Origin of the sequence: endosymbiont of Galathealinum brachiosum, assembly GCA_003349885.1 — a bacterium.
In the GTDB taxonomy this organism is placed as follows: domain Bacteria; phylum Pseudomonadota; class Gammaproteobacteria; order SZUA-229; family SZUA-229; genus SZUA-229.
Genome location: QFXC01000013.1, coordinates 557,122 through 578,446, shown reverse-complemented (window position 1 = coordinate 578,446; position 21,325 = coordinate 557,122). Strand labels below are relative to the sequence as shown.

Genomic DNA, 21,325 nt, shown 5'->3' with positions numbered 1-21,325 from the left:
GCTTAGAATTTAAATTCAGGTATCTGTTCACCGTGTACCAAAGGTGTTAATACAGTTTCAAATATTGTTTCATCAGACCACTCATTATCACCGGTACGTGTAATAATGTGCGCAGTCATTACCGGGTCTACGCCATCAACTACAAACATTTTTCCGTTGTCGGTGAGTGCGTTTTTAAATGACTGGGGAATTTCGTTGATTGCACCGGTTAAAACAATAATATCGTATTTATTATTTACATCAGGCAAATCAAGGCCATTAGTGCAACTCAGGCTAATGTTAAATACACCCTGCTCGAGCAAAGTTTGAGCCGCTTTCTTGGCCAAAGTTTCATCTATTTCAACGGTTTCTACATGACAGGCCAGATTTGCCAGGCAGGCCGTAAGGTAACCACTACCGGTGCCAATTTCCAGAACATCATCTTCTGGCTGAATATCCAGTAGCTGTAATATGCGGCCTTCAATTATTGGATGCATCATTTTCTGGGTATCGTTCAGGGGAATGGCTGTATCTGCGTAAGCCAGATTTAAATACTGCGCTGGCACATACTGATCACGGGGAATATTTTCCAGAGTACTCAACACCTTATCATCCAGTACATCCCATGGGCGTACCTGTTGTTCAACCATATTGTAACGACATTGATCCAGATGTGACGGCATTGAGTTCCCCTGAGGTATTTATTGGTAATATTTATATTATTTGTGCCTGATTCTACCCCCTGTCAACTATCTTGGATAGTCCTATACCTAATGATCATGCTCAGGTAAACTTAGCGGCCACAAGCTAGGGGAACTCTGTGCAGGCTCTAAAAGTGCACAGTTTTGAGAATTGTCTAAAGCGCGGTGATCTTTAAGTGATAGAGATCTTTCCTGATTTAGATAAGGGTATTACGAATAACTGTTCGTTGTGTCCTAAACCCTTAGAACCTGAACCAGATTACACTGGCGAAGGGAAGCTTTGCTGTTTGCTCCTTCCTTTTGCCATAGTCACACTCATTATGAGGAAACACTATGAGCGCCATACCAGAAGAATTTATTAAGAATACCTCGAAGTTATCAGAAGAGGTTACACGACCTTTTAGAAACTCTCGTAAAGTTTATGTGACTGGATCACGTGATGATATACGTGTGGGTATGCGTGAGATTGATCAGGACGATACGCCTGACAGCATGGGTTTTGAAGTTAACCCGCCGATTCCTGTTTACGATACATCCGGGCCATTCTCTGATCCGGAAGTTGAGATTGACCTGATGAAAGGCATGCCTGATGTGCGTGGCAACTGGATTTTAGAACGTAATGATACGGAAGAGTTAGATGGGCCAACATCCGAGTTTGGTACTGAACGCCAGAATAACCCTGAATTAGCCAGTTTACGTTTTGAGCATATCAGCAAACCACGCCGTGCTTTAGCGGGTAAAAATGTAACGCAGATGCATTATGCAAGACAGGGCATTATTACACCTGAAATGGAGTATGTGGCGATTCGTGAAAATCAGAAATTAACTGAACTACGCAAAGACCCGGCATATAAAAAATTACTTAGACAACATCCGGGTGAAAGCTTCGGGGCATCAATACCCGATGAAATGACAGCTGAATTTGTACGTTCTGAAATTGCCTGTGGCCGTGCAATCATTCCGGCAAACATAAACCACCCTGAAGTTGAACCAATGATTATCGGACGTAACTTTCGCGTGAAAGTGAACACTAATATCGGTAACTCGGCGGTCACCTCTTCAATTGAAGAAGAAGTTGAGAAGATGGCATGGTCAGCTCGTTGGGGCGGCGATACATTAATGGATCTATCAACAGGTAAAAATATTCATGAAACCCGTGAGTGGATTCTGCGTAACGCACCTATGCCGATTGGTACTGTGCCGATTTATCAGGCACTGGAAAAAGTAAACGGTAAAGCAGAAGACCTGACCTGGGAAATTTTCCGCGATACATTAATAGAACAGGCAGAACAGGGTGTTGATTACTTTACGATTCACGCGGGTGTATTGCTTAAATATGTGCCACTGACAGCTGAGCGTGTTACCGGCATCGTTTCTCGTGGTGGTTCTATTATGGCGAAATGGTGTCTTGCTCATCATCAGGAAAGCTTCCTGTATACGCATTTTGAAGATATCTGTGAAATTATGAAAGCCTATGATGTAAGTTTCTCATTAGGTGATGGTTTACGTCCGGGTTCACTGGCTGATGCCAATGATGCAGCACAGTTTGGTGAGCTGGAAACACTGGGTGAATTAACCAAAGTTGCCTGGGAGCATGATATCCAGGTGATGATTGAAGGTCCGGGTCATGTGCCTTTGCAGATGATCAAAGAAAATATGGATAAAGAGCTGCAGGATTGCTTTGAAGCTCCTTTTTATACATTAGGCCCACTGACTACGGATATTGCGCCGGGTTACGATCACATTACATCGGCACTGGGTGCGGCGAATATTGGCTGGTATGGCTGTGCAATGCTTTGTTATGTTACGCCTAAAGAGCATTTAGGCCTGCCGAATAAAGATGATGTGCGTGAAGGTATTATTACTTATAAAGTTGCTGCACATGCCGCTGATCTGGCTAAAGGTAACCCGGGGGCGCAGATTCGTGATAATGCGATGTCTAAAGCGCGTTTTGAGTTCCGTTGGGAAGATCAGTTTAATCTAGGTCTCGATCCTGAAAAGGCCCGTGAGTATCATGATGAAACACTGCCTAAGGAATCAGCTAAAGTGGCGCATTTTTGTTCTATGTGTGGCCCGCATTTCTGCTCGATGAAAATTTCTCAGGATGTTCGAGATTATGCCAAAAAACAGGGTATCTCTGAAGGAGAGGCTCTGGAACAGGGTATGCAGGAAAAGGCGATCGAGTTTATTGATAAGGGAGCTGAAATCTACAATAAGGCTTAATTCCTTTCTCATCACTCTATGACAGTTACAGCTTTGATCATAGAGTTTACAGGGACAAATCACCTGTTTAATGTGGGCGTACTGAGTCCAAAGCATAAACAAACCCCTGTGAGCTCTATGTGAATTGCTTTACTTTGTTCATAAACTCGGAAATATCTCTAAAATCTGCTAAATTTATAAGCATTGTAATTATAATAATTAAAACAGCTAATGACTGATTCAGATTTATATCACGTACTAAAACAACAAATTCAGCAATACCTACCATCAGTTGATGTATCAGGCGCACCCTGGAAAGCGTTTCTGGCTTCAGTTAATGAGACCTATCAAAAATTTGATGTTGACCAGCGCACGCTTGAGCAGTCTTTAACCCTGAGTGCAGAAGAGTTATTGCAGGCTAACGAAGAAATGAATGCGGTGTTCGCCGCCATTCCTGATCAGCTATTTCATCTTGATTCTAGCGGGCGAGTGATTAATTACAAACTTGGTCAAAGTAGCCATCATTATTTAAAAAGTGAAAAACTAATCAACCAGCATTTAAACGATGTTTTAGATATTGAAGTGGTTGATAAATTTCAGGTTTCGATCAAGCAGGTGTTAGAGCAACTCTCGATAAAACATTTTGAATTTATTATTTATCACGATAAGAAATTATATTATTACGAAGTGCGTATGATGCCGGTGAAATCACGAGAAGTGATTGCACTTATTCGTGATGTAACTGAACGTAAACTGGCAGAAGAGCAAATTGCATTTCTGGCTTACCACGATAGCCTTACTGCCTTACCTAATAATCGATTGTTTAAAGATCGTCTCGAGCATGCTATCTCACAGGCCGAACGAAGTAATAAAATACTCGCAATAATGTTTTTAGATCTGGACAGATTTAAATTAATTAATGACACCATGGGGCACTCGGCGGGTGATGAATTATTAAAAATAACATCGCAGCGTTTAATTGAAGCGGTGCGCAAAACAGATTCGGTTGCAATAAATGCGAATGGTAATAGTTCTTCAATTGCACGTTTTGGTGGTGATGAATTTACAATTTTACTCGATGATGTTGAAAATATTCAGGCAATCATTCGCATAGCAGAACGTATTGTTGAAAATGTTAGTCAGCCAATGATGCTGGAACGACAGGAAGTACATATATCAACCAGTATTGGTATTGCGATTTACCCTGATGATGGAAAACAGGCGGATGAAATACTAAAGCATGCAGACTCTGCGATGTATCATGCGAAAGCGCAGGGTAGAAATAATTTCCAGTTTTTTGCAGATTCAATGAATCAATCTTCGGTTGAGTTATTAGCTTTAGAAAATAACCTGCATAAAGCAATTGATAATAATGAACTGTGCTTATATTACCAGCCTCAGGTTAGTGTTGTTACCGGGCAGGTAGTGGGTATGGAAGCATTAATCCGCTGGCAGCACCCCGAAAGAGGTTTTGTCTCGCCTGGTGTATTTATTCCCGTGGCGGAAGAAACAGGCCTGATTATGCAAATTGGTGAATGGGTTTTTCGTGAAGCCTGTAGTCAGGGAGTGGAATGGCTTAGATCGGGTTATCAGTTAGAAAAAATATCAGTAAACCTTTCGGCCAGACAGCTTAAAGATGAAGGCCTGCCTGTGTTAATTGCCCTGATTCTGGAAGAAACAGGAATGCCAGCTGATAAGTTGTGTATTGAATTAACCGAGACAGCATTGATTCTTGATCCTGAAATTGCACTTGCCCGATTGAAGAAAATTAAAGAACTGGGTATTGCATTATCACTGGATGATTTTGGTACCGGTTATTCATCATTAAGTTACCTAAAACGTTTTCCGATTGATACTTTAAAAATTGATCAGGCATTTATTCGTGATGTAAAAGTTGATCATGAAGATGCGGCGCTGGTGAAAGCAATTATCTCCATGGCGCATGGCTTAGGTATGGATGTAATTGCAGAAGGTGTTGAGGTTCAGGAGCAACTTGAATTTTTAGGTGCTAATGCCTGTGATACGATTCAGGGATATTTATTTAGTCGACCTTTGCCGGCTAAAGAGATGGAAGATCTACTTATTAAAAGATGATTAACGACTAATGACTGTCTTTTAAGTCAAAACCATTACAGGTTTTTTACCCGCAGATATACGGGTTGTCGAAACCGCTGCATATTCTATTTTTAAGCGGCTATATACGTCGTCTAAAGCCATGCCCAGAATACTACTGGTAATGGCGCGTATCACGCCGGCATGAGCGACAACCAATACATGCTGTCCGTGATACTGCTCTGCGATATCTTCATATACTGTCCAGATACGGTTAGCAAAATCATCCAGTGGTTCTGCTCCTTCAGGGCGGTTATTTACCGGATCGAGTAAAAATTTTTCCAGAGCATCACCTTCAAGATTTTTAATGTCTTCAGGAGTACGTCCTTCCCAGCTGCCAAAACCAATTTCTTTTAAATTCTCTACGACAGAAAAATCTATACTCATGGTGTCAGCCAGTGCTTCGCTAAACTTTAAACACCGTGAAAGCGGGGAGGTGATGATATGTTCCCAGGGTGGTTTTTCCGGTACCGCATCCCACATTTGCTGCCAGCCGATTTTACTTAACGGGTCATCAATGCTGGATCCACGATATCGGCGCCCACCTTCAGGTTCGCCGTGGCGGATAATATCGATCTGTGTCTCACTCATGACATCCAGCCTATCAGTGTCAGAATCGCAATAAATGCTAACCACACGACTAATGTTCTTAATACCAGCCCGCGAGCAGAGCGGATGCAGGATGTTTCCTCTCCGGGTGCACAGTCTTTCAGGGCACCCTGACCCGCAGTGATTAATGTATGGTAATTACAGTCGTATAAATCGTCCTGTTTGTTTTTACCGTAAAATTCCTTTTTGGCACCCTCGTAATTACCGGTGAGTGCGTAACCCATCGCAACCATATGTGCCGGTGCCCAGGCGAGCATAGCCTGAAACTGGCGAGCAGCATTGGCAAGTGTTGCACTGGTTGTTGAGCGCATAGTGTATGAGGTCAAACGGTAAAGTAACGCTCCAAAAGGTCCCAGAAGCACAAACCAGAAAATAACGGCAAAAAAACGGTCATTCGATTCATGTAATATTGAGCGCATTACCTCAACGATTTGCTGGTCCGGGTCTGATGGGGGCTCTCTTTGCATAATCGCGCTGGCTTCTGTATCTGCATCCGCTTCATTGCCATTCTCCCTTGCATCCAGGTACCTGTTTATCTGTCGATTGAGATCTTTAGGGCCTAAACAGAAAGCAAATATTACCAGACCAAATATCAGATCTATCAGCCCCAGTAATTTCCCGTCAAACCAGATCTGCAAAATAATGACGCTTAACATTATGGGCAGTAATAAGATCAGGATAGATGACTGGTGTTGCGAGCTTAAGCCGGGCAGGGTTTTTAGTAACCAGCGGCTATAATTATCAAACCAGTCAAAATTACGTAAATTTTCAAGTATGTCGCTAACGCGTTCAAAAATAATCCCGATTAATATACAGATGAGTGCCATGGTGCGGGTTTAATCCTTAGTCAGTTTGTTGTGTTATTAACTGTTGTAAATGATCCCAGTTAAAAGCAGGTCCCGGGTCAGTTTTTCGGCCAGGTGCAATATCACTGTGGCCGGTTATAGCATTTTTATTGATATCAGGGTAGTTTTGCCTTAATTCTAATATCAATTCTGCCAGTTTTTCGTATTGAATGTCTTCATAAGGCTCTTCATCAGCACCCTCGAGCTCAATGCCAATACTAAAGTCATTACAGCATTCTTTACCGCAGTAGGTAGACGCACCGGCATGCCAGGCGCGTTTATTAAAGGGCACATATTGAATGATTTCGCCGTCTCTGCGAATTAACAGGTGTGATGAGACTTTCAGCTGGTAAATATCAGCGAAATAAGGATGCTCCTCTTTATCCAGCTGGTTAGTAAATAGCTGAGATATGTAAGGGCCACCATACTGTCCCGGGGGCAGGCTAATGTTATGCACAACTATCAGGCTAATACTTGTCTTATCAGGTCTGTCATCAAAATTACAGGATGGTATTTGTGTAGTGTCCTCCAGTAATCCAGAATTATTGTTAATTTTCATATAGTTAGAGTCTAGCAGCTGGTTCAGTGTTTGACTATAAAAAGAAATATTTCGCAATGGGTATATCTCTTTTCGTTCGATTCGATAAACTATGCACCTGATTGTCATTCAAAGCATGTTTGTTTCGTGTAAGTGCCGGCCACGATTATAGCTCGGGGCTGACGATCAGGTGTACTCAAACTCTACTTAAGCGTCAACTATGTCCGATCACCATCCAGCAAATTCCAGTTTTAATGTCGATAGTCATCCTCTGGCAGGTTTAAATGAGCCCCAGAGAGAAGCAGCAGAATATATTTCTGGCCCTATGCTGGTATTGGCGGGGGCTGGTAGTGGTAAAACTCGGGTAATCACTCAGAAAATTGCCTATTTAATTCGCGAATGTGGAATTAAACCTATCCATATTGCAGCTGTAACATTTACCAATAAAGCGGCCAGAGAAATGAAAGCGCGTGTAAAAGGTTTATTAGGTAAAGGTGAAGGCCGGGGATTGATTGTCTCTACGTTTCATAATCTGGGTTTACGAATACTGGGTATAGAGCATAAACATCTGGGTTATAAAACGGGTTTTAGTGTTTTTGATTCAGCAGATACGCTGGTACTCATTAAAGGTTTATATGCTTCTGAGTCGTTGAGTAATGTGGATGATGCAGAAGAAGCCCGCTGGGCTATTTCTCGCTGGAAGAATGATTTCATCTCACCTGAGCAGGCCATTGCTAATGCTGAAAATGACATAGAAATAAAACATGCCATGTTATATGTCCGTTATCAACGTCAGTTAAAGGCTTACAATGCATTTGATTTTGATGATCTGATTTTACAGCCAGTGGTGTTATTTCAGAAATGCCCTGATGTGTTGCAAAAATGGCAAAATCGAATTCATTATTTACTGGTGGACGAGTATCAGGATACCAATGCCAGTCAGTATCAATTAGTGAAAATGCTGCTTGGTGATCAGGGTCGTTTAACAGCGGTAGGTGACGATGATCAGTCGGTTTATTCCTGGCGTGGTGCAAGACCGGAAAATCTGGCTTTACTCAATGAAGATTATCCGAAATTAAATCTTATAAAACTGGAACAAAATTATCGTTCTACTTCACGCATTTTAAAATGTGCGAATCACTTAATTCAAAATAATCCACATACATTTGAAAAACAGCTCTGGTCTGATTTAGGTCTGGGTAGCAATATTCGAATTATAGAATGCCCTGGTGCTGATGGTGAAGCAGAGCGTGTGACGGTCGAGCTGAATACACATAAATTTCAGAAACGAACCAGCTTTGGTGATTATGCCATTTTATATAGAGGTAACCATCAGGCGAGAATTTTTGAAAAATATTTACGTGAAATGCAGATACCTTATGTTGTGAGTGGAGGTACGTCATTTTTTGAACGTCCTGAAGTAAAAGATATGATGGGTTATTTGCGCCTGCTGGCAAATCAGGATGATGATACCGCTTTTTTACGTATTATAAATACCCCGCGCAGAGAAATTGGTGGCAGTACTCTGGAAAAGCTGGGGGAATATGCCAATGCACGAAATGTCAGTTTGTTTGAAGCCTGTTTTGAAATGGGTTTATCGACAATATTAAATGAACGGGCAGTCACAAAATTACAGAATTTTACAAACTGGATTAATTTACTAAGTGATAATGCAGAGCGCGGAGATCCGATAGAAGTCGTCAAAGATATGATTAAAGATATCGGGTATCAGGACTGGCTTGAAGAGCTAAGCAGTGATATTAAAATTGCTGAAAAACGCATGGAAAATGTTTATGAGTTAGTTGAATGGCTGGCGCGTTTACATAAAGACGATAGCAGCAAAAATCTGGGTGCACTCGTTGCTCATATGAGTTTAATGGATATTCTTGAGAGAAATAAAGAAGAAGCCAAGGATGACATGGTCAGTTTAATGACATTACATGCAGCTAAAGGTCTGGAGTTTCCTTATGTATTTATGGTGGGTGTTGAAGAAGAGTGTCTGCCACATCGCACCAGTATTATGGAAGAGAACCTGGATGAAGAGCGCAGGCTTTGTTATGTGGGTATAACCCGTGCGCAGAAAGAATTAACCATTACCTATGCTAAACACAGGCGACGTTATGGTGAAGATGTTGAATGTGAGCCGAGTCGTTTTTTAACTGAGCTGCCTGAAGATGAAATAGAGTGGGAAGGTAGCGGGCGTAAAGTGGATGAAGTGGCAGCAAAAGAAAGGGGTAGAGGGCATCTTGCTGCTCTGAAGGACATGTTAGCTTAATCCCTTTTACGGGTGTTAACAGGGATTACTCGATTTCATACCCCTGAATATTCGACCTTCCTGCTCCCTTTGCCGCATAAAGTGCTTTATCTGCACGTGACATGGCATAAGAAATATCCTTGTCATCAAATTCTATACCGGCATAACCTGCACTCAAACTACACAGTCTTATCTCATCGGGAAGGTTGAGTTTTTGTTTTTGCTGTTGTTGAAAATCCTCAGAGATATCCTGATACCAGGTGATGGCCTGTTCATAACTGCATTTCACCAGGATAATAGAAAATTCATCACCACCTATTCGAGCTGAAACATCAACAGTACGAGTTGATGACTTAATGCATGACGCTAAGGTTTTTAATATTAGGTCACCGGTTGCATGACCAAAATTATCATTCACCTGTTTAAAATAATCCAGATCCAGTAAAATCAATGTTGATTCAATTGAACGTTTTGCTAAATCGATGCAGTGAGTCGACTCCTGTAAAAAACCACGTCGATTTAAAAGTCCGGTCAGATCATCACATTGACTGAATTTCATCAGTTGTTGTTGGGATTCTGAAATATCTTCGGCGATGTGTTGAATATCTATAATAATATCTTCAGTTTCACTTAGTTTTGAATGAATATTGTCTGTATCTATATCATTGTTTTTTAAACCAATGAGTAAGTTTTTAATGGTTTTAAAATCAGATGAAAATGTTTTAACCAGGCGATTGGAAAAAACAAAAAGCATAAAGCTTAATAGAATAAATAATATGGCATTGGTAAATCCGATATAAACCAGAATATCTGTTACTTTTTTTTGTTGAATGTGTGCTTTTAAATACCAGTCAGAGTTTTTAATTGGTAAGTTAACTGTATGTAAAATATTGTTGTTAGAAGAGTGGTTTACAAAGTGGTTGGTCTCTACTATTAGTTTATTATCCCCAGTATATAATTGCAGGTGTTGACCCTGTTCAGTGAGTTCACCCAGCAATGCCTGTAAAACGGATAATCTGAAACTGGCGAATAAAACCCCGATATTTTCATTGTTAGATATGACGTTGTTGAATAAATCAAAGTGGGCAAATGCAGGATCTTCACGATGTACTGGTGGTTTATTAAAAGGGGTGTCATTAATATGCCTATGTAAATCGGCATAACATAATCTACCTACTCGTAAAGCTTTCTGTTGTCCGAGAATTTCGCCATCATCATTGAAAAGTGCCACGCTTATACTGTCAGGTAAGAGTAACTGCATTTCTTTTGCCCATAACTGTGCCTGATTTTTATCACCAAAAACGATTAGATCTTTTGTTTTGTTTTCTTCTGCTAATCGGTAAAGAATTCTACGATAAAATTCTAGTCTGACGCTGATGTTGTAGGCTTTTATTTTCAGGGTTTCAAGCTGCTTTTCCTGATAGTTGTCATCCAGTAAATTTTTAATGCTAATGAAGGATATAATAGAAAGCGCTATCACCAGACTCAGCATGATGACAGTATAACGTAAAGTGAGTTGTTTTAATGATAGCTGGAGCATAAGGCAGTTAAATTACATTGTATGGTCACCTGATTATAGTAGACATTCGGAGGCTATATCGTTCAGTGTGGTCAGATTCAGCTGATGTTTTTCAGCTAATTGTAATGCTCTTTTTAATCTGTCAGGCGCGCTGCGGCCCATGCAGTTATGATCAGGGTCACCATCAAATGCAAATAACATGGCATCTATAAGTTTTTCAGTGTCAAAGCTCTGAGTGCTTAGTTTTTTCTGTAATTCGATTATTTCACCTGCAACAGATCTGGTAAGTGCTTCATGGTTTTTCCATAACTCAGACACTGTGCCGCCTACTTTTAACCCTGCTATATTGGTGGTGAGTATATAAACGTTTTTTACGACAAGTTCAAAAAGTAATTCGTCAGCAGATTGTAGTTCACGTGCTGATATATCAATTGAGGCGAGTGTGTCTACAAGTATGTTTGCTTTGTCGCCATATGCGGGAGATGCTATAAGTACTTTATAGTCCTGCCCCTTTTTCTTTTCAAACCAGACGGAAATAACAGTCGGGTTTAGCTGATGTTGTAACCAGTCATTGGGTAGTAGTTCATTTTGTAACAGTACCAGAGACTCTTGCCATTGCTGAGGGATATTAGAGAGTACGGCCTGCACATCTTTTTCAGCAACAGCGACTAATACCAGTTCCGGGTCAGGTATTTCACTAGCAACCTGCTGACTATCCATTTGTCGGGTAACTGGAGTGACCGGGAAACCGCAGCGTAGAAATCCCCGTGCAAATACACCGGCCATTTCGCCCATACCAATTATTATAATGCTTTTCTTTTTCATATTTTGTATTCCGAGAGCCGTTTACTGGTAGAATTTGCATGATTATAACAAACAAAACAGACTTACAGTAATGACTCAACAGTTAGATATAAATGATACTTCAGAAATTGATGCAGGGATAACTGATTCAAGGCTTGATGATATAAAAGAATGGATAAGTGCTGATTTAAAACTGGAAAATTATCAGATTGAAGTCGCCTCAGCTGATGCCAGTTTTAGACGATATTTCAGGGTGCGCTCTGCAAATAAGAGCTGGGTTATTATGGATGCACCACCAGATAAAGAAGACTGTCGGTCATTTGTAACTATTGCAAAGTTAATCGAAGCGGCGGGCGTTCAGGCACCCCATATTTATAATTTTAATCAGGCGCAGGGCTTTATGCAATTAAGCGACCTGGGTTCTACAGCATATTTAGATAGATTAACCAATGAAACAGTTGATCAATTTTATGCCGATGCAATTCAGTCAATTGTGAAAATGCAGGGTATCCAGGCCGAGTTGCCAGAATATAATGCTGAGCTTTTACAATTTGAAATGAGTTTATTTAAAGACTGGTTTTTGCTAAAACATTTAAATATTGAGTTAGATGTATCTCAAAATAAAATAATAACCGATACAGTTAATTTGCTGATGCAATCAGCATTACAGCAGTCTGCTGTTTTTGTGCATCGTGACTTTCATTCACGTAACCTGATGATTACAGATGAAAATAATCCGGGAGTAATCGATTTTCAGGATGCGGTGAATGGTTCTCCGGCTTATGATCTGGTCTCTCTTATAAAAGATTGTTACATTGCCTGGCCCAGGGTTAAACAGCTGCAATGGGTGGATCAGTATTTAAAATTATCATCACTGAATGTTGACCGACAGGTATTTATTAAACAGATGGATTTCATGGGCATGCAAAGACATATGAAAGCCATAGGTATTTTTGCACGATTGAATCACCGTGATGGTAAACCGGGTTATCTGGATGATATTCCCCGTACATTGGCTTATGTGTTTGATGTTTGTCAGCGATATGAAGAACTAGCCGAATTCTCAAGCATGTTATCAATATTAAAAATTAAGGCAGATGCGATGACGCTGGATTTAATTAGATGAAAGTTATGATATTAGCGGCCGGACGTGGTGAACGAATGCGTCCATTAACTGATAGTGTACCCAAACCTTTAATTAAGGCTGGCACGAAACGTTTAATCGAATTTCATTTATACAATCTTGCTCGTGCTGGTTTTAAAGATGTTGTTATTAATGTCGCATGGCTGGGACAGAAAATAATCGATACCATCGGTAATGGTGAAAAATATAATCTAAATATTGAGTATTCAAATGAAGGGGGGCAGGCGCTGGAAACTGGAGGAGGTATTGTTAATGCTTTGCCTTTGCTGGGAGATGATGCTTTTCTGGTTGTTAATGGAGATGTATGGACTGATTACCCATTTGAAAAATTAATTAATTTTTCACTAAAAGATAAAGCGCATCTGGTATTGGTAAATAACCCTGAGCATAACCCTGAAGGAGATTTTGCAATTCTAAATAATCGCTTAATTGAAAAGCAATCTGATAATTTTACCTTTAGCGGGATTGGTGTTTATTCGGCTGATTTTTTTAAAGGACAGGTTAATGATAAATTTCCATTAGCACCCATGATAAGGAAGTACATTTCTGAAAATAAAATCAGTGGTGAATTGTATAATGGAAAGTGGATGGATATAGGTACGCAACAGAGGCTGCAGGATTTAATTCAGTCACTGGATTAATATAAAGTGGGCTGGTTTTTCATCAAAACTTGAATCGTTAAATATTGATTATAAAAAATAAAAAGGCAGACCATCAGGTCTGCCTTTTTATTGTTCTGTTATAGATTTTTCTATTTAGTATGAGCTACCCTGATATTCTGAGCCACCCCAGAAATATCTAACAGTTGCCATATGAACTGCGTCAGCCAGATCGTCACTCTTGTAATAACTGTAATCTATTTCAAGACGTGCTTCCCTGTTCATCCGCATCCCCCAGCCAAATGTGTAACTGTTACCGCTAGTAACAGTATCAGTTGTTGTGTTGCTAAGGTCGAAGTCCATGTCCGTTCCACTTACTTTGAATTTGTACCATTGACCGTCTTTTTCAATCGTTCTATATGCCAGCCCAATATGGTTGCCACTTACTGAATAGTCTACGGCGCTATTATTAGACCCGGCCTCAACACTGCCATAACCGATAAGCTCGAGTGCCCAGCCATCTTCTTCAATGCCGAACATAAGATCACCGGTCGCACTCACATCAAAGTCAGTAGGAGCTACTGCACCAAGACCTAAACCGTAATAAAAACTTATGCCCTGACGACCTGCCTGACTTTCTACAGACATCAACATAAAAAAGGTCGTGATGATTAATAATAAGTTTTGTTTAAATTTCATCCGTTGTTCCTCAAAATAAGTCGGTTGTGCTCTGGTTAAACCATGCATATAAAAATGATAATAGCATGTTTTAAAGAAAATACCTTATGAAAATCAATAATATACAAAAGGATTGTAATATTCTACACAAGGATACTGGTGCAACCTTATAATTTGTTGATATAAATGCTTGTTTTTCAATGGCTTATCAATAGTTTAGATTTCTATAATGTTCTACTATACTAGTATATGACTGGATGTTTTTAAATCCAGTCTGAAAAATCCGGGTTTTGCTAAAAAATAAACTGAGGTGCTGCTGTAGTATGGGTCAGGAAATAACGACGGATCACTTTACCGAGCAGGATATTCAGGTTTTTCTTCAGCGTCTTCAACGGGAAACATCTGAACTGGAAACATGGTTTGCTGATCGGGTATTTTCTACTCGATCGCCGGTAGCCGGTTATGAAATGGAGGCCTGGTTAATTGATCAGAATGCAGATCCATCTCCCAGTAATGATGCTTTTTTAAAGACTGCAAATAGTTCTCTTTATACCGCTGAGTTAGCTCAATTTAATATCGAGCTTAATGCAGATCCAGCTAGTATACAGTCTAATTTTCTTTCTGAGTTTGAAAAAGATTTTCAACAAAACTGGAATTACTGTAAAAAAGTTGCAGATGATATTGGCTGTCGTGTATTGAGCACGGGTATTTTGCAGACCTTGCAGAATAAACACTTGAGTATGGCTAATGTCTCTAATTTATTACGTTATAAAGCGCTTAATGAACAGGTTTTGTTGCAACGTCAGGGGCGGGCATTAGAGTTAAAGATAAATGGTCGTCAATCACTAAAAAGTACTCATCATAATGTTATGCTTGAAGCTGCTGCTACTTCTTTGCAAATTCATTTACAGGCTCCGCAGGAACTGGCTCATCATTATTACAATGCATCTATTTTAATTTCAGCGCCGATGATTGCCATTAGCGCAAATTCTCCTTTTATGTTTGCTAAAGATCTGTGGGATGAAACACGCATTCCTGTTTTTGAACAGGCGGTTGACGTAGGCGGGTATAACGGTGCAGCACAGGGACCGATACATCGTGTCAGTTTTGGAACTGATTATGCGCGGCATTCATTAATGGAGTGTTTTACGGAAAACGTACAGCATTTTCCCGTACTGTTACCTATGTGTTTTACTGAAGATACCAGTTTGATGCAGCATGTGAGTTTACATAATGGCACGATCTGGCGTTGGAATCGGCCATTAATTGGATACGATACGGACGGCACGCCACACTTACGAATTGAGCATCGTGTTATACCCGCCGGACCAAGTGTGGTGGATAATATTGCTAATATGGCTTTTTATTTTGGTCTGGTGCAATTTTATGCGATGCATGAAACACCGCCAAATGAGCAGTTACATTTTTCACAGGCAAGAGATAATTTTTATACTTCAGCACAGCATGGTCTGGATAATAAGGTTAGTTGGCCCGGTTGTGATCGCTGTGATATGCGCCATCTTATTTTACATCAGTTAATTGATAATGCTCAGGCAGGTTTAGAGAGTTTAAAACTGGATGCGGATGATATTGAATATTATTTAAATATTATTCAGTCGCGCGCAGAACATAAACAAACAGGTAGTCACTGGCAGCGAGAGTTTGTAAAACTTCATGGAAATGATATGCAGCGATTACTGGAAACTTATTATCATAACCAGCAAACCGGTGAGCCGGTACATGGCTGGGATTTTGAAATCTACAGGTAAGAGATGAAATGTTAGAGCAATATAATGAATTACCAGAGGGTTTCCTGAATGCTAAAGCTGAAAACCTGCATCGTATTTTAGACAAACCATCTTTAATTCATTTAAAGGGTAAAGAGCCCGAGCCGTTGTTTATTTCTACTTTATTACATGGCAATGAAACGACCGGGCTTTATGCCATACAAAAATTATTACGTAGTTATCAGAATGGTAACTTGCCCAGATCTATTTCAATTTTTGTGGGTAATGTAAAAGCTGCTGAAGCGGGTGTGCGACGATTAGATGAGCAGGTCGATTACAACCGTGTATGGCCGGGTACTCATCAGCAATATTTAGCCGAAGCGCATATGATGCAACAGGTGACAGATATCATGCAGCAGATGAATGTCTGGGCGAGTATAGATATTCATAATAATACAGGTAAAAATCCTCATTACGCCTGCATCAATAAGTTAGAGCAATCATTTTTATCGTTGGCGGGGTTGTTTAGTGAAACACTGGTTTATTTCACTACGCCTAAAGGCGTGCAGTCATCTGCTTTTGCCGAGTTATGTCCGGCAGTTACATTAGAGTGCGGTCTATCAGGAGAAAAATCAGGCATTGATCATGTTCTGCATTATTTACAAAGTGTATTAAGTTGTGAAAAATTATCCGAGTGTGCAGATATGAACTTAAATTTATTTCACACTGTAGCCAGAGTAAAAATTCCAGAAGGATATTCTTTTGGTTTTGAAGATGATGCAACTATTAACCTGTTACCAGAAATCGAAGATTATAATTTTTGTGAGTTAGATAAAGGAACGGTGCTGGCATTAGTGGAGCCTGAGAGCAGTGCTTATTTACAGGCGTTTGATGATGATGAGCGAGAAGTGGGTCGGGAATTTTTTGAATATTCTGAAGAAAAAATCGTATTAAAACGACCGGTCATGCCGGCTATGTTAACCATGGATACTCAGGTGATTCGCCAGGATTGTTTGTGTTATTTGATGGAGCGTATTTCGATGCCCACATTATAGGAGAGGTTAGCGGGTTAGATTATTCATATCAGAGATGAGTGAAATTGCTTGAAGGGGCAGGGTGTTATATTAAAACTGTATAATAATTAACCACTTAAGTAAGTGTAAATATTTAAATATATTCTAATATACTGTATCTTTTGAAGGCGATTTAACCTATAGTTCACGCCTGATTGCGAGTATTGCAATCGACCATGAAACGCTCCAGCCTTTAGGCCTAAAAAGTAATCAGGCAAGACCCGGTTGGTAGCGTAAATCTACCAATTTCATCGTTATAGGGGCTTTCAGCTTGTCATTTGATCAATTAGCATTACATCCAGATTTATTAAAATCTATTAGTGATCTGGGCTTTACCGAACCATCAGATATTCAAATACAGGCTATTCCACATATCTTAGAGGGTCAGGATGTGATGGCATCTGCACCTACGGGTACAGGTAAGACGGCCGCTTTTGTATTACCCGCTTTACATCTTCTATCTCAGAGTGAAGCCGGTCAGGGTAAAGGTCCGCGTGTGCTGGTGTTAACACCAACCCGCGAGCTGGCAAAGCAGGTTTCAGATAATATTTATCAGTTAACTAAATATTTGCGTATGCGCTCAACCACTATTGTGGGCGGTATGCCTTATCCCCCTCAAATTAAAGCTCTACGTCAGTCATTAGACTTTCTGGTAGCAACCCCGGGTCGCTTAATTGATCATATGAATTCAGGTCGAGTTGATTTTTCCCGTATTGAGCTGTTAATTTTAGATGAAGCTGACCGTATGTTAGATATGGGCTTTGTTGATGAAGTAACTCGTATTGCGAATGAAACACCGGCTACTCGCCAGACATTACTGTTTTCAGCTACGCTGGAAGGCCAGGTTGAAAAAGTGGCGCGTGCACTTTTGAAAGAGCCTGCGCGAATTCAAATTGCCGGTGTAAAAATTAAGCATGATTCTATTACTCAGCATATGTTGCAGGCAGATGATTTTCGCCATAAAAGAAAAATACTGGAGCATGTGTTATCTGATGAGTCGGTAGAGCAGGCAATTATTTTTACGGCAACTAAAAAAGGTGCCGATAAACTGGCTGAAAAATTAAAGGATGAAGGGTATGCATGTGCTGCTCTGCATGGGGATATGCGTCAGAATATGCGTCGTCGTGTGATTGAGCAGATGCAACGTAGACGTCTAAAGATACTAGTGGCAACAGATGTTGCTGCCCGCGGTCTTGATATAAAAACACTGTCACACGTTATTAACTTCGATATGCCTATGCAGGCAGAAGACTATGTTCATAGAATAGGGCGTACTGGTCGGGGTGGTTCAACCGGTTCGGCTTACTCATTAATTGGTCCACAGGACTGGCAGTTGTTTTACCGTGTACAGAAATTTGTGGATACGCGTTATGAATTAACCGTGATTGCCGGTTTAGAGCCTCAGCAGGAAAGGCCTAAATTTAATGCTGGAAAATCCGGTGTTAAACGTCGCAACCCTAATGTACGTTATAAAAAACGTGGAAAGAATGTCAGTTCGAAGAAAAGTAATTACAGCAAACGACCAGAAGCGGCGTAGATTATATCCCCGCAACTAATATGCCCGGGGATAGACTTTTAAAAAGCAAGGTCTATCCCTGTTGTAATGCCATCAAAGGCCCTTCTACGAAAGTAGTACGTTAATTCAAAAAGTATTTTTCAAATTTAAATCATTCTGAGTTATTCTTGTTTATATTTTTATAAACTCAGGTAAATGTAATGCCATCTGTCTTTCATGATGCCCGCGAACGTTTAAAATCATTAGGTAAATTATCAGGTATCTCAGCTACGGTAATTGAAAGCCTGTCTCGTCCCAGGTCAACTCTCTGTTCATCATTGCCCGTATTAATGGACGATGGATCAACACAGTATTTTGATGCATATCGTTGTCAGTACAGTTCACATCTAGGGCCCTGTAAAGGTGGTATTAGATTCCACCCAAATGTGTCGCAGGATGAAGTTCAGGCACTGGCATTGTGGATGACGATTAAATGCGCGGTTGTCGACTTACCTTTTGGTGGTGGAAAGGGAGGAGTGAATGTCGATCCGAAAACTTTATCTCGTATGGAGCTGGAAAGACTGTCACGATCCTATATGAGAGCAATGGCTGATTTTATCGGGCCAGATAAAGATATTCCGGCCCCCGATGTCTATACGAATGCCAGAATAATGGGCTGGATGCGGGATGAATTTGAGGTAATCAAGAGACATAAACAGCCGGCAGTAATTACGGGCAAACCTGTAAATCTGGGCGGTAGTTTAGGGCGGGAAGAAGCGACCGGTAGGGGGGCTTTTCTTGTAACTGAATTTTTACGCAGCAAAGAAGGAAAAGCACCTGAAGATATTCGTGTTGCTGTTCAGGGTTTTGGTAATGCGGGTTATAACGTAGCTAAGCTTTTATTTGATGCGGGTTATAAAATAATCGCAATTAGTGATTCAAAAGGTGCAATTTGTGATGCCGCAGGACTGGATGTTGATAAGGTTAAAAGTTTTAAGGATAAAGATCGTTCATTTGACTCGGACTATTGTAAAAGTTCTGTGTGTGAATCTGAAACGCATAAATCAATAAGTCATGAAGAGTTATTAGCACTTGATGTTGAGTTATTAGTGCCGGCGGCTTTAGAAAATGCAATTACCATAAAAAATGTTAATAATATAAAAGCCAAATGGATTACCGAAGTTGCCAATGGCCCAATATCAGCTGCAGCTGATGAAATTTTGCATGCAAGAGGTACGGTTATCATTCCTGATGTGTTGGCAAATTCAGGAGGTGTTATTGTTAGTTATTTTGAGTGGGTACAGAATAAAGCCGGATACCCCTGGTCTCTGGATGAAGTCCGAACACGTTTGCAGGCAGTATTAAAAATGAGTTTTGACGAAATGTGGCAGTATCAACATCAAAGTGAAAATACCAGTTTAAGAACTGCTGCTTATGCCAAAGCATTAAGTAAGTTGGAACAGGTTATTAAAATGCGTGGCACGAAAGAATACTTTGCGAATACTGAAAATTAATTTGACTAATACTTATTGTTTGGAAGGAGAACACTCATACGTTTTAATTATTTTATCGTTCTCATCTACGCTTTCAAGTTTAATGTCAAAGCCCCATAATCTGGCAACATGTTTAATGACTTCATAGGCTGACTTGTCCAGAGGTCGACGCAGATGTTGCGTGTGGCGCAGGGTAAGTGATCTGTCACCTTTGGCGTCTACGTTGTATACCTGAATGTTTGGTTCATTGCTGCCCAGATTATATTGTTCCGAAAGAGTGCTTCGAATAGTTTGATAACCTGCACTATCATGTATAGCGCTCACTTCAATCTGTCTGTTCTTATCATCATCCGTAATGCCAAACATTTTAAAATCACGAATTAATTTTGGTGAAAGATACTGCCCAATAAAACTTTCATCTTTAAAGTTACGCATGGCAAAATCCATGGTTTCAAGCCAGTTACTTCCGGCTATATCTGGAAACCATTCGCGATCTTCATCATTCGGGTTTTCACATATTCGACGTATGTCAGTCATCATATTGAAACCTAATGCATAAGGATTAATACCTGAATAATATTCACTGTCGAATGATGGTTGGGAAACAACATTGGTATGAGACTGTAAAAACTCGATCATGAAGCCGTCTGTGCAAAGGCCTTCATCATAAAGCTGGTTTAAAATTGTATAATGCCAGAATGTCGCCCATCCTTCATTCATTACCTGAGTTTGCCGCTGCGGGTAAAAATACTGGGCGATTTTTCTTACAATACGGACTATTTCTCTTTGCCATGGTTCAAGTAGTGGAGCATGTTTTTCAATGAAATAGAGAATGTTTTCCTGAGGTTCAGAAGGGTATCTAAATGCCTGATCATCAGTTGAATTTTCAGATTTTTCAGGAATGGTGCGCCATAATTCATTCACCTGTGACTGTAGGTACTCTTCACGTTCATGCTGGCGACTTTGTTCCTCTTGCATAGATAATTTGGGCGGCCGCTTATAACGGTCTACCCCAAAATTTTTCAATGCATGACATGAATCAAGAATGTTTTCTACAGCTTCTTCACCGTATCTTGATTCGCACTTTGCAATATAGTTTTTAGCAAAGAGCAAATAATCGATAATGGAGTCAGCGCTGGTCCATGTTGTAAACAGGTAATTATTCTTAAAGAAAGAGTTATGTCCATAGGCTGCATGAGCGATAACCAGTGCCTGCATAGGCATTGAGTTTTCTTCCATAAGGTATGCAATGCAGGGGTCTGAATTAATAACAATTTCATAAGCCAGGCCCATTTGGCCCCGCTTGTAATTTTTTTCAGTATTTACAAATTCCTTACCAAAAGTCCAGTGGCTATAACCAACAGGCATGCCAACAGAAGAGTAGGCGTCCATCATTTGTTCAGCGGTAATAATCTCTAGTTGAACAGGATAGGTGTTTAAGCCGAAGTTATTTGCAATGCGTTCAATTTCAGTGTGGTACTCTTCAATAAGTTCAAAAGTCCATTCAGATGTTTCTGATATAGGCTGATGTTTTTTATGCTTTACTGTCATGA

17 protein-coding genes and 1 riboswitch are annotated in these 21,325 nt (G+C 40.2%); of the genes, 9 read left to right on the top strand and 8 right to left on the bottom strand.

The features are described from left to right. Nucleotides 1–2: 2 nt before the first annotated feature. The gene (locus DIZ80_15515; protein RDH81486.1) at nucleotides 3–662 is read right to left on the bottom strand and encodes a protein-L-isoaspartate O-methyltransferase; all 660 of its coding nucleotides are present in this window, start codon (nucleotides 660–662) and stop codon (nucleotides 3–5) included. 116 nt (nucleotides 663–778) lie between these two features. After that, nucleotides 779–973: riboswitch (TPP riboswitch) on the top strand. Between the two features lie 40 nt (nucleotides 974–1,013). On the opposite strand from DIZ80_15515, the gene DIZ80_15510 reads away from it, so the two are divergent. Both DIZ80_15510 and DIZ80_15505 read left to right on the top strand, forming a co-directional pair. Continuing rightward, the gene (locus DIZ80_15510; protein ID RDH81485.1) at nucleotides 1,014–2,903 is read left to right on the top strand and encodes a phosphomethylpyrimidine synthase ThiC; all 1,890 of its coding nucleotides are present in this window, start codon (nucleotides 1,014–1,016) and stop codon (nucleotides 2,901–2,903) included. 210 nt (nucleotides 2,904–3,113) lie between these two features. Continuing rightward, nucleotides 3,114–4,976: a response regulator receiver protein gene (locus tag DIZ80_15505; GenBank protein RDH81484.1), complete on the top strand. Its 1,863-nt coding sequence runs from the start codon at nucleotides 3,114–3,116 to the stop codon at nucleotides 4,974–4,976. Between the two features lie 21 nt (nucleotides 4,977–4,997). Here DIZ80_15505 and DIZ80_15500 read toward each other — a convergent pair whose 3' ends face one another. From DIZ80_15500 to DIZ80_15490, 3 genes are read right to left on the bottom strand one after another with little or no spacing between them, the layout of a single operon-like run. Next, nucleotides 4,998–5,585 carry a histidine phosphatase family protein gene (locus DIZ80_15500; GenBank protein ID RDH81483.1) on the bottom strand — a complete coding sequence of 196 codons (588 nt, stop codon included), beginning with the start codon at nucleotides 5,583–5,585 and terminating at the stop codon, nucleotides 4,998–5,000. Next, complete coding sequence (locus tag DIZ80_15495; protein RDH81482.1) at nucleotides 5,582–6,430, bottom strand: hypothetical protein; 849 nt, start codon at nucleotides 6,428–6,430, stop codon at nucleotides 5,582–5,584. Before DIZ80_15495 ends, DIZ80_15500 begins: the two co-directional genes overlap by 4 nt. 16 nt (nucleotides 6,431–6,446) lie before the next feature. Continuing rightward, a complete protein-coding gene (locus tag DIZ80_15490; GenBank protein RDH81481.1) occupies nucleotides 6,447–7,007 on the bottom strand; it encodes a 1,6-anhydro-N-acetylmuramyl-L-alanine amidase AmpD in 561 nt (186 codons plus the stop codon). 250 nt (nucleotides 7,008–7,257) lie between these two features. Here DIZ80_15490 and rep point away from each other — a divergent pair, with 250 nt between their 5' ends. Further along, nucleotides 7,258–9,261 carry a DNA helicase Rep gene (rep, locus tag DIZ80_15485; GenBank protein RDH81716.1) on the top strand — a complete coding sequence of 668 codons (2,004 nt, stop codon included), beginning with the start codon at nucleotides 7,258–7,260 and terminating at the stop codon, nucleotides 9,259–9,261. Between the two features lie 25 nt (nucleotides 9,262–9,286). On the opposite strand, the gene DIZ80_15480 is transcribed toward rep, so the two are convergent. After that, nucleotides 9,287–10,780 (bottom strand): hypothetical protein, encoded by a 1,494-nt coding sequence (locus tag DIZ80_15480; protein RDH81480.1) that lies wholly within the window; start codon nucleotides 10,778–10,780, stop codon nucleotides 9,287–9,289. A gap of 33 nt (nucleotides 10,781–10,813) precedes the next feature. Then, entirely contained in the window at nucleotides 10,814–11,584 is a 771-nt protein-coding gene (locus DIZ80_15475) for a hypothetical protein (protein RDH81479.1), read from the bottom strand. A gap of 70 nt (nucleotides 11,585–11,654) precedes the next feature. Between DIZ80_15475 and DIZ80_15470 the strand changes: the two genes are divergently transcribed. Next, the gene (locus DIZ80_15470; protein RDH81478.1) at nucleotides 11,655–12,689 is read left to right on the top strand and encodes a phosphotransferase; all 1,035 of its coding nucleotides are present in this window, start codon (nucleotides 11,655–11,657) and stop codon (nucleotides 12,687–12,689) included. Then, nucleotides 12,686–13,348 (top strand): mannose-1-phosphate guanylyltransferase, encoded by a 663-nt coding sequence (locus DIZ80_15465; protein RDH81477.1) that lies wholly within the window; start codon nucleotides 12,686–12,688, stop codon nucleotides 13,346–13,348. Before DIZ80_15470 ends, DIZ80_15465 begins: the two co-directional genes overlap by 4 nt. Before the next feature lie 114 nt (nucleotides 13,349–13,462). Here the strand turns inward: DIZ80_15465 and DIZ80_15460 are convergent, their stop codons facing one another. Next, nucleotides 13,463–14,005, bottom strand: a complete 543-nt coding sequence (locus DIZ80_15460) for a hypothetical protein (protein RDH81476.1) — start codon at nucleotides 14,003–14,005, stop codon at nucleotides 13,463–13,465. Nucleotides 14,006–14,307: 302 nt separating this feature from the next. Between DIZ80_15460 and DIZ80_15455 the strand changes: the two genes are divergently transcribed. The 4 genes from DIZ80_15455 (at nucleotide 14,308) to DIZ80_15440 (ending at nucleotide 19,793) form a co-directional block, all read left to right on the top strand. After that, the gene (locus DIZ80_15455; GenBank protein ID RDH81475.1) at nucleotides 14,308–15,753 is read left to right on the top strand and encodes a glutamate--cysteine ligase; all 1,446 of its coding nucleotides are present in this window, start codon (nucleotides 14,308–14,310) and stop codon (nucleotides 15,751–15,753) included. A gap of 8 nt (nucleotides 15,754–15,761) precedes the next feature. Beyond that, entirely contained in the window at nucleotides 15,762–16,766 is a 1,005-nt protein-coding gene (locus DIZ80_15450; protein ID RDH81474.1) for a peptidase M14, read from the top strand. Between the two features lie 289 nt (nucleotides 16,767–17,055). Next, on the top strand, nucleotides 17,056–18,321 hold the full coding sequence (locus DIZ80_15445; protein RDH81473.1) for a hypothetical protein: 1,266 nt from the start codon (nucleotides 17,056–17,058) through the stop codon (nucleotides 18,319–18,321). A 179-nt stretch (nucleotides 18,322–18,500) separates the two neighbouring features. Next, nucleotides 18,501–19,793, top strand: a complete 1,293-nt coding sequence (locus DIZ80_15440) for a glutamate dehydrogenase (GenBank protein RDH81472.1) — start codon at nucleotides 18,501–18,503, stop codon at nucleotides 19,791–19,793. Nucleotides 19,794–19,805: 12 nt separating this feature from the next. Here DIZ80_15440 and DIZ80_15435 read toward each other — a convergent pair whose 3' ends face one another. Next, entirely contained in the window at nucleotides 19,806–21,323 is a 1,518-nt protein-coding gene (locus DIZ80_15435) for a SpoVR family protein (GenBank protein ID RDH81471.1), read from the bottom strand. Nucleotides 21,324–21,325: the final 2 nt, after the last annotated feature.

What these genes read in the sequence shown, in the direction of transcription:
- DIZ80_15495 (RDH81482.1), bottom strand. Translation starts at nt 6,430, where the DNA reads ATGGCACTCATCTGTATATTAATCGGGATTATTTTTGAACGCGTTAGC.
- DIZ80_15465 (RDH81477.1), top strand. Translation starts at nt 12,686, where the DNA reads ATGAAAGTTATGATATTAGCGGCCGGACGTGGTGAACGAATGCGTCCA.
- DIZ80_15510 (RDH81485.1), top strand. Translation starts at nt 1,014, where the DNA reads ATGAGCGCCATACCAGAAGAATTTATTAAGAATACCTCGAAGTTATCA.
- DIZ80_15515 (RDH81486.1), bottom strand. Translation starts at nt 662, where the DNA reads ATGCCGTCACATCTGGATCAATGTCGTTACAATATGGTTGAACAACAG.
- DIZ80_15435 (RDH81471.1), bottom strand. Translation starts at nt 21,323, where the DNA reads ATGACAGTAAAGCATAAAAAACATCAGCCTATATCAGAAACATCTGAA.
- DIZ80_15455 (RDH81475.1), top strand. Translation starts at nt 14,308, where the DNA reads ATGGGTCAGGAAATAACGACGGATCACTTTACCGAGCAGGATATTCAG.
- DIZ80_15475 (RDH81479.1), bottom strand. Translation starts at nt 11,584, where the DNA reads ATGAAAAAGAAAAGCATTATAATAATTGGTATGGGCGAAATGGCCGGT.
- DIZ80_15500 (RDH81483.1), bottom strand. Translation starts at nt 5,585, where the DNA reads ATGAGTGAGACACAGATCGATATTATCCGCCACGGCGAACCTGAAGGT.
- DIZ80_15480 (RDH81480.1), bottom strand. Translation starts at nt 10,780, where the DNA reads ATGCTCCAGCTATCATTAAAACAACTCACTTTACGTTATACTGTCATC.
- DIZ80_15450 (RDH81474.1), top strand. Translation starts at nt 15,762, where the DNA reads ATGTTAGAGCAATATAATGAATTACCAGAGGGTTTCCTGAATGCTAAA.
- DIZ80_15460 (RDH81476.1), bottom strand. Translation starts at nt 14,005, where the DNA reads ATGAAATTTAAACAAAACTTATTATTAATCATCACGACCTTTTTTATG.
- DIZ80_15490 (RDH81481.1), bottom strand. Translation starts at nt 7,007, where the DNA reads ATGAAAATTAACAATAATTCTGGATTACTGGAGGACACTACACAAATA.
- DIZ80_15470 (RDH81478.1), top strand. Translation starts at nt 11,655, where the DNA reads ATGACTCAACAGTTAGATATAAATGATACTTCAGAAATTGATGCAGGG.
- DIZ80_15440 (RDH81472.1), top strand. Translation starts at nt 18,501, where the DNA reads ATGCCATCTGTCTTTCATGATGCCCGCGAACGTTTAAAATCATTAGGT.
- DIZ80_15505 (RDH81484.1), top strand. Translation starts at nt 3,114, where the DNA reads ATGACTGATTCAGATTTATATCACGTACTAAAACAACAAATTCAGCAA.